Below are 12,771 nucleotides of genomic sequence, written 5' to 3' on the forward strand. Positions count from 1 at the left end.
CTTTTAACAGTGTTCATCTTTTTCTGTATCGGCTTTAGCGTTATTAAATTAGAAACATCACCACATATTCCTATATTATATGGCATTATTGTATTGTTGACATTTGGATTTATTAAAAAAATCTCTTGGTCTGATATGGAAAAAGGAATGATAAGTAGTATTTCAGCTGGTATTCCATCTATTTTTATTTTCTTACTTGTTGGTGTATTAATTAGCGTCTGGATTGCAGCTGGGACTATTCCAACACTAATGGTATACGGCTTCCAACTTGTATCACCAAAAATTTTCATTCCGACAGTCTTTGTTGTTTGTTCAATTGTTGGTACAAGTATTGGTAGTGCCTTTACAACAGCAGCAACAGTAGGGCTTGCTTTTATGGGAATGGGTACTGCTCTTGGATACGATCCAGCCCTTATTGCCGGGGCAATTATTTCCGGGGCTTTCTTTGGAGATAAAATGTCTCCTTTATCCGATACAACAAACTTAGCTCCGGCTGTAACAGGTGTAGATTTATTTGAACATATTCGAAACATGCTTTGGACAACGATTCCTGCTTTCATTATTGCCTTTATTGCTTTTTTCGTTTTAGGAAGTGGATCTTCAGGAAATGTTGATTTCTCTACTTTTACAAATACATTAGAAAAGAATGCAACTATCTCAATTGTTACACTCACACCGATTCTATTACTATTTTTATTCGCTTTCAAAAAGGCCCCAGCTGTTCCAACACTACTTGCTGGAATCGTAGCTGGCATTATCATCCTCTTTATTTTCAAGCCAAGTACTTCACTTGCCGATTTAATGAAGATTATGCAAGACGGCTATGTGTCTAATACAGGTGTAAAAGATATTGATAGTTTATTATCACGTGGTGGTTTACAGAGTATGATGATGTCAATTGCACTTATTTTCCTTGCTCTTTGTATGGGCGGATTGTTACAAGGAATGGGTATTATCACACAGCTTATGAACATCATTTCTAATTTTGTTAAGACGAGTACACGTTTAATTATTTCTACTGCTTCAACAGCAATTGGTGTTAACTTCTTGCTTGGTGAACAATACCTATCCATCGTTTTAACAGGACAAGCATTTGCTAATAAATACGATGAAGTTGGTTTAAACCGACGTAATTTATCACGAGTACTAGAAGATGCTGGTACAGTTATTAATCCGCTTGTACCATGGGGTGTAAGTGGCGTCTTCTTGGCAAACGTACTAAGCGTCCCAACAGTTGATTATGTTCCATACTCAATCTTCTGCCTAGCTTGTCCGGTCGTTACAATTATTGTTGGATTCACAGGATTCGGACTTTCATGGAAGAAAGAACAATCTGTTACCGTTTCTTAATTGAACTCCCACCTTCACTTCGTTTAGAGGAAGGGGTCTTCTCGGTTAAAATGATAAAATTATAAAGAAAAAGAGGATTACCACCACCAGGAATCCTCTTTTTCTTTATTCTGCTCTTTACATGTCGTATTATCTATTTGCTTTTTTTCTTCTAAATAGCATGAACATACCTGCTCCCACAAATGCAAGTCCTGCTCCAATTGTAGAAAAGACGTTTGCTCCTGTTTTTGGCAAGTCACGATCTACTTTGTTTGTTTTTTGATCTTCACTTACTTTTGCTGGTTCTGTTTTATCTTTATTTCCTGTTTCACCAGTTGTCTCTGTTCCAGTTTGATTTCCATCTTGTTTTTGTTCATTTGAATTATTGCCTTCACCTGTCGTTGGTGGTGTTGAGCTATCCCCACCGTTCTCTTCACCTGTTGCTTGATCAGTATCATTCTTTTTCGTTAGATCAATAGCATATTTCGCAAACTCATTTTCAGATGGACCAACATAAGAGATTTTTCCGTCTTTCGGAATATACTTTTGTGCATTTGGTGAAGAATCAAATGTAGTATTTAATTTTTCAGCAGCAATTGATTTAAATGTCCAGTTTTGATCTGCTGTCGGATTAATAACAGGTGTTTCTTGCATATACTTCACAATAACTTGACGTGTTTCATCTTGAGATTGATATACCACTTCACCTTTACTTACACCAGGGAATGTTTGGCTACTACCACGATAGTTGTTTGTTGCAACAATAAATTCTTGATCATCAGTTATCGGTTTTCCATCGTACGTTACATTCACAATACGATTTGCATTTTGATTTACTACTTTTCCATCTTTATCATATTTTGCTGGCTGTGTAACATCAATTTCATATTTCACACCATCTAAAATATCAAAGTTATATGTAGGATAGTTTATATTCACTAATGGCTGTTCTTCTGATTTAGCTGGATCAATTTGATTAAACTGGCCTGCAGACATTTCAAGCCATTCTTTTACTTGTGCACCATTTACTTTTACAGCATATAAAGTATTCGGATATACATATAAATCAGCAACGTTTTTAATCGCTAAAGTTCCTGCTGGAATATCCGTATAATAAGTTGCACCATTTCGTCCACCTGCTTTAAACGGTGCTCCTGCAGATAATACTGGGATTCCCTTATATTTGCTGTACTCTCCATTTTCGGCAAATAGCTTTTCTACATACCATTTTTGTGCATTTGTCACAAGTTGTACAGATGGATCATCTTGTACAAGTGAAAAATAACTATTAATCGGTGCTGTTGTTGTACCAACAGGTGTATTTACATATTTAATTGTCGCTTCATGATCATCTTTGATTTCATCAACTAATCTTTGATCTGACTCTACTAATGCATTTCCTTTACTATCAGCAATCGCACGAACTGTTGGAACCGATTTATCTTTTTGCACTTCCCACTTGCCGTCTACTTTTTTCAATTGCATATCAATAATACCTAAGTTACTACCGAAAACCCCTGGCATTACAACTGGAACACCATTAAACGTATCTGTTACTACAGTATGCGAATGTCCCATCAATACTGCATCAACACCTGGAACTTCTGTTAAATAAAACGATGCATTTTCCATCCCGATATTGTAACCGCTTTTATCAACACCAGAGTGTGCTAATGCAACAATAATATCCGCACCCTCTGCTTTCATTTTCGGAACCATTTTCTTAGCCGTTTGGACAATATCCTTCGCTTTTACTTTTCCTTCTAAATTCGCTTTATCCCACCCCATAACTTGTGGTGGTACAAAACCCATTACACCAATTTTCACCTTTTGTTTTTGACCAGCTTCATCTTTTACTTCTTTTTCCAAAATATGATATGGTTTAAAATAATTTTCATCATTCTCTTCATTATTATCATGATCGTCTTTGTAGACGTTCGAGTTAATAACTGGGAACTCTGTTTTGCTAATTGCCTTATTTAAGTAGTCTAAACCATAGTTAAATTCATGGTTTCCAAGAGAGATGACGTCATACTTCATTAAGTTCATTAAACGATATAGTGGATGTACGTAGTTTCCATCCAAGCCTTTTTGCGCCACATAATCCCCAAGCGGCGTTCCTTGTATCGCATCCCCATCATCAAATAGCACAGAGTTCTTCGATTCTTCACGTGCTTTGTTAACAAGAGTAGCAGTTTGAACAAGACCAACTTTATTATCTTTTTTCGTTTGATAATAGTCATAGTTCATTAAGTTAACATGAATATCTGATGTTTCTAGAATTCGTAAGTTAACTGTACTCTCCTCTGCTTGTCCTTCTGCATAGGCAGCTGTTGGCAATACTTGCGGAGCCATAACGCCTAATGCCAGAGTTGCTCCTGCTAACACTTTCTTTGACTTTTTCACAAAAAATCCCCCTTATAAAATTGTCCCTAATAAAATAAGTTCTCATCAAACTCTAATAAGGTATTCTCTATATTATTACTCTCTTCTTTCTCCACATTAGAGCGATACATCGTCACTTATCTGACATTATCATATCGAACATACTTTCATAACGTCAATATTTTTTGACATCCTTCTACAAATTTTCTGTAAAGTTATTGTAAACTTTTCATAAAGATATAATATGGCCCTTCCATTGCTTATACTGCTGAATATGATACAATTACCAATTACAAGGAGGATAAATTTATGAAAAAAGTCATCTTAACTATTGTATGTCTCCTCCTTCTGATCATTTCTTATTCATCTTTTGAAAAGAACGATGAGACAAAACAAAAAGAAAGCGGAGAAAAAACAGCAAAAACAGCTACTGCTCATTGGATTGATAATCAAACAAATGATTCTTTTTATCATCTTGTGCTAGGCGATTCACTCGCAAAAGGATACGGTTCTACACAAGGGGGATATGCTGAGTTAGCATCAAAGCAAATAGAAGAACAAATTCATAAACCCATTAAAGTAGAAAATCTCGGTGTAAATGGCTTAACAACAGATCGGCTCGTTGAAAAGATTCAATCAGAAGAAGTACAACAAAAAATTAAAGAGGCAAATTTAATTACTATTAATATAGGAGGAAATAATTTATTTCGCTTAAACCGTAATGTAGGGGTTGTAGATGGAATTAAAATGTTAAATAAAGAAAAAACTCATTTTGAAACAGATGTAAAAAACATTGTATCAACAATTCGAACTCTCAATCCAAATGCCTTACTTATTCTATCTGAGCTTTATAATCCTTTACAACTTGATGATTCAATCGCTTCCTATGCAGATATGTTTTTAGATGGCTGGAATGACTCAATTTATTCTATTTCCAAAGCAAATCCTCCATCTATTGTTTTGCCCATTCGGAAGTTAATATCCAATGATAAAAAAGAATTACTGTATGATCAAGTACATCCAAACGATAAAGGCTATGCGATTATTGCTAATGCATTTACAGAGCAAGTATTATCCTATAAAGTGAAACTTTAATCAGTGGGTGCTTTATCTCCTACTAATTATTAACCCTCATCAATCGGTGTTTTACGCGATAAATATGAAGGCTAAGCTAAACAATTCTATTTTTATACAATACTTTTTTTGTTACAATGATAATGGAAGGGGGCCTTTATATGGAATCACGCGAGTGGGAACGTATTGTTGATCATCTTCTTTCGTTAGTGCCTCTTTTTTATCGCAAATTTATGCTTCCTGGAGAGTTTTCTTCTCAAAGGCACATGCCACCATCGCATACACAGGTGTTACTGCTATTGCATGAACGTGGCATATTAGCAGTGTCAGAAATCGGAAAGCGGTTAGCGATTTCAAGGCCCAACATGACACCTCTATTAAATAAATTGATTCAAGAAGAACTTATAGAGCGTCATTATAGCGAAAAAGATCGACGGGTCATTTTAATTTCTCTTACAGCTGAAGGGAAGTTGCTAGTAGGGCAATATCAGCAATTCATTTTAAACAAACTTAAAGAAAATTTTCAAACATTATCATTTGAAGAGCGCGAACAACTCATCCACTCTCTTCAAACGATTCAAAATTTAATTTTGAAAACAAATGTGTAAAGCTGCTTCAAAAAGAAGCAGCTTTACGATTCATAATAGTTTCCATAGTATACATTTGAATACGGCCATGTTGTTAAGTATGGTTTTCGCTCCTGAGAAGGCTGCGCTTGCTGGTATGCTTCAAACTGTTGCCTTGCATACGGAACATGATAATAATTCACATATGGATATACTTGAGGTACATAGTAATAATACATTCATTCTCTCCTCCTTCTTTCTTAAGCATATTCAAGGCAGAAAATGAATGTGACATTCTTTATATTTGTACGAGTGGTTCTCTCACACGTTTTTTTCTTTTTTTCAAACGTAACTTACGGTTCTTTTCATATAAATAATATACGACAAAATAAGATATTACCCCAAACACAGCTCCTAAAATCGTCATTCCAATTAATACATATACTTCACTCTGTAATAAACTCTTTAACATAGTAAAAATATTGCTCGAGAACAGATCGGATATCGTATACGGTTTATGATGAATGATCTTTACTTCAAACGGATATAAAAATTTTCCTAATGCATATCCAACCGGAAACAAAAATACCGGAAGAAATGATATCTTTCCAATAAGATTGCCAATAACCGCTGCTGGAAAAGACCCTTTCGCTAAGCGTACAATTGGATAAAACATAAGATACACGAGCGATGCCGTATAAATGACTAACATTTCCAGCCCAAATCCAATTGCAAATCCCAATGACACTTTCCTCGCTCCTTCTGGTGAACGGAGCAAGTTATAATAATAAAATTTCAGTACTCTCCAGATTCGCTGAAAAAACGAATATGTTTTTTTATTTGTGTGCACAATTATCATCTCTTTAATCGTATTTTCTCTTCCTAGTATGCTCTTACCTATTACTAGAAAACAAACTTATTCATCTTTTCCTTATTATAAAGGATATAAAGGTGATTCACCAAGTATACATCAGACATTTCATCACAAAAAAACCTCCCCCATTAGGAAGGTTTTTTGATATTTTGGAACAAACTTACTAATAACGCTTTTTGAGCATGTAATCGATTGTGAGCCTGCTCAAAAACAACAGAATGAGAGCCATCTATAATTTCACCCGTCACTTCTTCTTCACGGTGGGCAGGTAAGCAATGCAAGAAACGATACGTTGTCTTAGCATGCTGAACGAGATTCTCGTTTACTTGAAACGGTTGAAATAATGCGTACTTCTCTTCTGCTCCTTCTTGGCCCATACTCATCCAAACATCAGTATAAATAAAGTCTGCCTCTTTCACTGCCAGCTCAGGATCATGCAAAATTTCAATCTTTGCACCCGTCTCATTTGCAATTTCTAACGCATTTTTTATAATTTGCTCATTCGGTTCATAGCCTGGTGGAGTCGCCACTGTCATATTCATACCGACTTTTGCACTCGCTAGCAATAAAGAATGACATACATTATTTCCATCCCCTATATACGCGAGTTTAACCCCTTTAAATGTATGAACTTCTTCATAAATTGTCATCAAATCTGCTAATGCCTGACACGGATGATGATCATCTGTTAGTCCATTGATAACAGGAATACTCGCTTCTTTCGCAAGCTCTTCTACATCCGCATGCGAGAATGTACGTATCATAATTCCATCAATATAATGAGATAATACTTTTGCTGTATCTGAAACACTTTCTCCTCTTCCAAGTTGCATTTCTTTTCCATTTAAGAACATTCCATGCCCACCGAGTTGTACCATCCCCGCTTCAAAAGAAACACGTGTACGAGTTGAATGTTTATCAAAAATTAATCCTAATATTTTCCCTTCTAATAGCGGTTCATGCTTACCCTTTTTTAAATATATCGCAAATTCAATCAATGAAAGGATTTCTTCCTGCGTCAGTTCTTCTAATGTTAAAAGATCTTTCGTTTGTAATTTTGGCACTTGTACAGTTGACATAAAATTTCCTCCTTATACACTCGATAATTTTTTTGTACAAATCACTTTTTTTATCATACATACTGCTTGCTCTAGTTCTTCATTCGTTACAATAAGCGGTGGTAAAAGCCGCACAACATTTGGCCCTGCTTGTAATACAAGAAGTCCCTCTTTTTCTAACTGTTCTATAAAAGGTGTAACATCACCCTTACAAGAGATTCCTATCATAAGTCCTCTCCCGCGAATATCATGAATCCATTCAACATCCAATAATTCTTGTTTTAATTTTCGGAGTACATACTCTCCCTTTTCTTTTACTTCTTGTAAAAATGAAGACTGTTTTATCATTTGTAGCACTTCTTTTGCCGCAGTCATCGCAATGTAATTTCCACCAAATGTTGAACCATGTGTCCCCGCTGTAAAAGAAGGGAGAAGTTTTTTCTTACCAATCATCGCCCCAACTGGAATACCATTTCCAAGCGCTTTTGCCACTGTCACGATATCTGGAGATATTCCGGTCTGTTCATAAGCAAACAATGTTCCCGTCCTCCCTATTCCTGTTTGCACCTCATCGATTACGTAAAGAGCACCATACTCTTTACATAGCTGCTCAATTTCTTGTAAAAAGGAAAGATCAGCTGGCAATACTCCGCCTTCTCCTTGGATGATTTCCACCATAACTGCAGCGACCTCTTCACTCATTGCCGCTCTGAGTGCTTCTATGTCATTAAAAGGAGTATGTAAAAAGGATGGAAGAAGCGGTCCAAATCCTTTTTTCACTTTCTCTTGTCCTGTTGCGCTCATCGTACCAAATGTTCTACCGTGGAAGGATTGCTGAAATGTTAAAACAAGCGACTTTCCAGTATACTTACGTGCAAGCTTCAAAGCCGCCTCATTCGCTTCAGCTCCGCTATTACAGAAAAACACATAATCTAATTCACTCCCCTCTGTTAGGAGTGCTGCTACCTCTTCTTGAATTGAATGAGGAAAGAGATTTGATATATGCCACATTTCCCCTAGTTGCTTTGCTACTTTTTCTACAAGTACAGGATGACAATGCCCTAAATTGCATACTGCAATGCCGGAAGTAAAATCTAAATATTGCTTACCGCTACTATCTATAACTTTTGTTCCACTTCCCTTTACAATCTCGATTCCTCGTCTTCCGTATGTCGGAAAAATATGACTTTTCATACAATGATCACTCCTTTTGTTACCGTGGTTCCAATCCACTCTCCCGTTACTCCAGCAAAATTCTTTGTACCATTCACAATGCTGGCATTCTGCACCCCCATCCTTAATGATGTGAGTGCCGCTTGTACTTTCGGAATCATTCCACCTGTAATCACACCTGTTTCTATCAAATGAAGAATCTCCATTTCATTCGTTTTCATTAACAACTCTTCTTCACACATTACCCCATCTACATCTGTTATAAAGATGAGTTCTTTTGCTCCAAGTGCAGCTGCAATTCCAGCTGCAGCAGTATCTGCATTTATGTTATAAACATGTTCCCCCTGTATCCCAATCGGAGCGATAACCGGAATATAATTCAAATCTAACAATCCTTTTAGTAATGACGTTTCTACACGACTAACTTCTCCAACGTATCCAATATCCGTATTAAGTGGCTGAACTTGAAGTAAATTCCCATCACACCCAGAAATTCCAATTGCATGTAAGCCATGATTATGAAAATTCATCACTAATTTCTTATTTGTACTCCCGCATAAAACCATCTGAACAACATCCATAACTTCTTTTGGCGTTACACGTAGTCCATGTTTCTTTTCTATCGGAATATGAAACTCCTTTAACTTTTCATCAATATCTGGGCCGCCGCCATGAACGACAACAACTTGGTAGTTTTTCTTCAGTTGCTCTATGCATGTAAAAAACACACTGTCTAAACGCTCTAACATACTCCCACCACATTTTACTACGATATACTCACTCATCTCTTTCGCTCCTTATGTACAATAACAGGCATTTATCTTCACATAGTCATAACTTAAGTCACAACCCCAAGCAGTTCCTTTCTCGTCCCCAAGATGTACATTCACATCGATTATAATTTCAGGCTGCTTTAACTTTTGCTTCATTTCCTCTGCAGAAAACGTTTTTGGCTCACTGCTTTGTAACACAACGATAGATTGAACAGCAATATCAACAGTATGGGGCGCAATTGCCACTTCACTTTGACCAATCGCACTAATAATGCGGCCCCAGTTTGGATCTTCACCATACATTGCTGTTTTCACAAGACTTGAACCAATAATTTGCTTGGCAATCTTATTTCCCTCTTCAATAGTGCGAGCGCCGTACACGTTTACTTCTACTAATTTCGTAGCGCCTTCACCATCTTTTGCAATTTGTTTTGCTAAATCTTCACATACCTTTTGCAAAGCGATGATAAACTTTTCCCATTCTGCATGATTTGCGTTAATAGCAGTCGTTTCTGATAATCCACTTGCCATCACAACGACCATATCATTTGTAGACGTATCTCCATCCACTGTAATTTGGTTGAATGTATGATTCGTAACCTGTGATAATGCTCTTTGCAATGCTTCTTGCTCTATATTTACGTCAGTTGTAATAAAACTAAGCATCGTTGCCATGTTAGGATGAATCATTCCAGATCCTTTGGCAGCTCCTGCGATGGTCACTTCTTTCCCTTCAATCATTAGCTGATAGCACGATTGTTTTGTCATAAGATCCGTTGTTAATATCGCTTCATAAAAAGAGTCTGCTTTCTCTTTTTCTTTTGTTGGTACAAGAGATGGGATTCCAGCTCGAATCACCTCCATCGGCAAAGGTACTCCAATGACACCTGTTGAAGCAACCGCTATATGATGCTCTTTTATAGAAAATTGTTTTGCTGCTAACGCTCGTATTTCATACGCATCCTGTAATCCTTTCGTTCCTGTACAAGCATTTGCATTTCCGCTATTTACGACTATTGCTTGTAACTTCCCTTCCACTGCGATACTTTCTTTTGTCACTTGCACCGGCGCAGCTTGAAATTGATTTGTTGTATACACAGCTCCGCAGTTAGCTGGAACTTCACAAACAATCGCTCCCATATCTTTTTTTCCTTTTTTCAATCCTACCTCAGTCCCAATTGCCGTAAAACCTTTCGGCGATACAATTGAGCCGCTCTCTACTTTTATAATAAAATCTGTTTTAATCATCCTTCTCTCCCCCTTATGGATACAGTGGTATGTACTCTAATCCGGTTGTTTCTTCTAATCCTGCTAATAGATTTGCATTTTGGATTGCTTGCCCTGCTGCTCCCTTCATCATATTGTCAATAACAGTAACCACTATAATTCTTCTCGTTCGCTCATCATAAGATGTTCCAATATCACAATAATTTGAGCCCCTTACTTCTTTTGGACTTGGAAATTCCCCTTTAGAACGAACCCGAACAAAAGGAGAGTCTTCATATTCTTTTTCATATAAATGCTGAAGCTGTGTCACCGGAACATTTCGCTTTACTTTCGCATAGAGAGTAACCATAATTCCTCTCGATACTGGTATTAAATGTGTACTGAATGTAATTGGTTTTGTCCGCTCATTCCACTCAGTTAACATTTGTTCAATCTCTGGAATATGCTGATGTTCATTTACTTTATAAATATGAAAATTATCATATAGCTCTGGAAAATGAGTCATTGTTGTCGGTGTTTTCCCCGCTCCTGATACACCAGATTTTGCATCAATAATCAACGAATCTTCCTCAATCATTCCATTTCGCATTAATGGTGCTGCCGCTAGCAATGCTGCTGTGGCAAAACACCCTGGATTGGCAATCAATTGAGCATTTTGAATCGCCGCCCTTTTCCATTCACTTAATCCATATACTGCTTTTTGAAGAGTTTCCTCATTTGCGGCAGGCTTTTTATACCACATTTCATATGTAGCAGGATTCAACATACGAAAATCACCAGATAAATCAATCACTTTTAAACCAGCTGCTAGAAGCTGAGGCGTCAGCTCTGCCGAAACCCCTGCTGGTGTCGCTAAAAATACAATATCCGCTTCTTTCCCTATTACATCCACATCAATCTCTTGCAATGTATGAACAAGAAAATTTCGCAAATGTGGATACGCATTTGTTATGTGTTCTCCTACTCGTGAAAAAGAGTGAAGGGATGTGATTGAAAAGTATGGATGTTGATGTAACAACCTAATTAATTCAATTCCTCCATAACCTGTGGCTCCAATAATCGCGACTTTCATATGTTCCTCCTTATATCGATTCTGTAAATTAAGTATGATTATAATATTGTATATTTATAAAGTCAATTAAATATTTATTAATTTCAAAAAGTTAAAAATCCTTAATTTTACTAGAAAAATAATATAATAACATAAGTATTTATACAAGAATAATGTATACTAGCATTTTCTCTATCCTTCAAGTACAATAAAAACAATACATTTATACATGTGAGCGAGGAAAAACATGAATAAAAAACTAATTGAGAAGATGATGATAAAAAGTTTTAGGCAATACCAATGTACACCTGTTTCAAAAGAGGATCAGGAAGTTTTAATTCAAAGTATCCAAACAATGATTGGTTCAGACCCTGATGTTGATGTGTATGAGACAATTGAAGATATCGTTTATGAATATGTTACAGGTAAATAAAAAATAGGAGATTTCCAAATGGAAACCTCCTATTTTTTACTTAATGATTTACCTGCTATACGTTCAAATAACCCTGGACATAGCGCAAAAAGCTTCGGTCCTATACTCATCCATTTCGGCAAGTTCACTTCACGCTTTTTCGTTTGCATCGCTTTAACAATTTGCTCTGCTACATATGTTGGCTTTAACATATAACGCCCCATATTTTTTACATATGTACCCGATTGATCGGCAAGTTCAAAAAAGTTTGTATCAATTGGTCCTGGATTAATTGCTGTTACATGAATGTTTGTATTTGAGAGCTCCATACGTAAACTATTCGTAAATCCTAATACCGCATGTTTCGTTGCAGCATAGGCACTAGATTTTGGCGTCGCAATCTTCCCCGCTAACGAAGCAATATTAATAATATGCCCCTTATTTCTCTCTACCATATGAGATAATACAGCCTTCGTACAAGCGACTAATCCAAATACATTGACCTGAAACATATCTTTCACTTCTGTCATAGATGCTTCCTCAAACATTTTGAAAATACCAAATCCCGCATTATTTACCAATATATCAATATGCCCTACATCTTGTAATACCTCTGAAAAAACAGCTTCTACTTCAGCCTCTTTACTTACATCTAATACATAATAATAGCAAGGCGTATTATAAGTCGTTTTAATCGTTTGTGTTAATGTTCGTAATTTTTTCTCCGTTCGCGCCATTAATACCGGAATCGCGCCTTGCGCTGCAACTTGCATCGCAACTTGTTCTCCAATTCCACTAGAAGCACCTGTAATGACGATTACTTTTTCTTGTAAACGTCCTGTCATTGTT

13 protein-coding genes are annotated in these 12,771 nt (G+C 36.5%); 4 read left to right on the forward strand and 9 right to left on the reverse strand.

What is annotated here, in order from left to right; translation table 11 throughout:
* Window positions 1–1,350 (forward strand): Na+/H+ antiporter NhaC (nhaC, locus tag V7183_RS18005; RefSeq protein WP_335360358.1); only part of this gene is annotated, 1,350 nt, incomplete at its 5' end.
* A gap of 129 nt (window positions 1,351–1,479) precedes the next feature.
* On the opposite strand, the gene cpdB is transcribed toward nhaC, so the two are convergent.
* Window positions 1,480–3,735, reverse strand: a complete 2,256-nt coding sequence (cpdB, locus tag V7183_RS18010; RefSeq protein WP_335360359.1) for a bifunctional 2',3'-cyclic-nucleotide 2'-phosphodiesterase/3'-nucleotidase — start codon at window positions 3,733–3,735, stop codon at window positions 1,480–1,482.
* Between the two features lie 288 nt (window positions 3,736–4,023).
* Here cpdB and V7183_RS18015 point away from each other — a divergent pair, with 288 nt between their 5' ends.
* On the forward strand, window positions 4,024–4,809 hold the full coding sequence (locus V7183_RS18015; RefSeq protein WP_097896780.1) for a GDSL-type esterase/lipase family protein: 786 nt from the start codon (window positions 4,024–4,026) through the stop codon (window positions 4,807–4,809).
* Window positions 4,810–4,949: 140 nt separating this feature from the next.
* On the forward strand, window positions 4,950–5,396 hold the full coding sequence (locus V7183_RS18020; protein WP_097896781.1) for a MarR family winged helix-turn-helix transcriptional regulator: 447 nt from the start codon (window positions 4,950–4,952) through the stop codon (window positions 5,394–5,396).
* A gap of 23 nt (window positions 5,397–5,419) precedes the next feature.
* Here V7183_RS18020 and V7183_RS18025 read toward each other — a convergent pair whose 3' ends face one another.
* The 7 genes from V7183_RS18025 to argC all read right to left on the reverse strand — a co-directional run bounded on the left by V7183_RS18025 (window position 5,420) and on the right by argC (window position 11,531).
* Window positions 5,420–5,593, reverse strand: a complete 174-nt coding sequence (locus V7183_RS18025; RefSeq protein ID WP_170958150.1) for a hypothetical protein — start codon at window positions 5,591–5,593, stop codon at window positions 5,420–5,422.
* Window positions 5,594–5,652: 59 nt separating this feature from the next.
* On the reverse strand, window positions 5,653–6,204 hold the full coding sequence (locus V7183_RS18030) for a DUF2062 domain-containing protein (RefSeq protein ID WP_097896782.1): 552 nt from the start codon (window positions 6,202–6,204) through the stop codon (window positions 5,653–5,655).
* Window positions 6,205–6,356: 152 nt separating this feature from the next.
* Window positions 6,357–7,307 carry an ornithine carbamoyltransferase gene (argF, locus tag V7183_RS18035; RefSeq protein ID WP_097896783.1) on the reverse strand — a complete coding sequence of 317 codons (951 nt, stop codon included), beginning with the start codon at window positions 7,305–7,307 and terminating at the stop codon, window positions 6,357–6,359.
* A 12-nt stretch (window positions 7,308–7,319) separates the two neighbouring features.
* Complete coding sequence (locus V7183_RS18040) at window positions 7,320–8,480, reverse strand: acetylornithine transaminase (protein WP_097896784.1); 1,161 nt, start codon at window positions 8,478–8,480, stop codon at window positions 7,320–7,322.
* Window positions 8,477–9,244, reverse strand: coding sequence for an acetylglutamate kinase (gene argB / locus V7183_RS18045; protein ID WP_097896785.1), 768 nt, complete (start codon window positions 9,242–9,244; stop codon window positions 8,477–8,479). The genes V7183_RS18040 and argB overlap by 4 nt, the downstream gene beginning before the upstream one ends.
* 12 nt (window positions 9,245–9,256) lie before the next feature.
* On the reverse strand, window positions 9,257–10,480 hold the full coding sequence (gene argJ / locus V7183_RS18050; protein ID WP_335360360.1) for a bifunctional glutamate N-acetyltransferase/amino-acid acetyltransferase ArgJ: 1,224 nt from the start codon (window positions 10,478–10,480) through the stop codon (window positions 9,257–9,259).
* 13 nt (window positions 10,481–10,493) lie between these two features.
* Window positions 10,494–11,531, reverse strand: a complete 1,038-nt coding sequence (gene argC / locus V7183_RS18055; RefSeq protein WP_335360361.1) for an N-acetyl-gamma-glutamyl-phosphate reductase — start codon at window positions 11,529–11,531, stop codon at window positions 10,494–10,496.
* A gap of 226 nt (window positions 11,532–11,757) precedes the next feature.
* Here argC and V7183_RS18060 point away from each other — a divergent pair, with 226 nt between their 5' ends.
* Window positions 11,758–11,943: a YqzH family protein gene (locus V7183_RS18060; RefSeq protein WP_097896788.1), complete on the forward strand. Its 186-nt coding sequence runs from the start codon at window positions 11,758–11,760 to the stop codon at window positions 11,941–11,943.
* A 29-nt stretch (window positions 11,944–11,972) separates the two neighbouring features.
* Here the strand turns inward: V7183_RS18060 and V7183_RS18065 are convergent, their stop codons facing one another.
* Window positions 11,973–12,767 carry an SDR family NAD(P)-dependent oxidoreductase gene (locus tag V7183_RS18065; RefSeq protein ID WP_335360362.1) on the reverse strand — a complete coding sequence of 265 codons (795 nt, stop codon included), beginning with the start codon at window positions 12,765–12,767 and terminating at the stop codon, window positions 11,973–11,975.
* Window positions 12,768–12,771: the final 4 nt, after the last annotated feature.

This window comes from Bacillus sp. JJ1127, from assembly GCF_036965845.1.
Taxonomy (GTDB): domain Bacteria; phylum Bacillota; class Bacilli; order Bacillales; family Bacillaceae_G; genus Bacillus_A.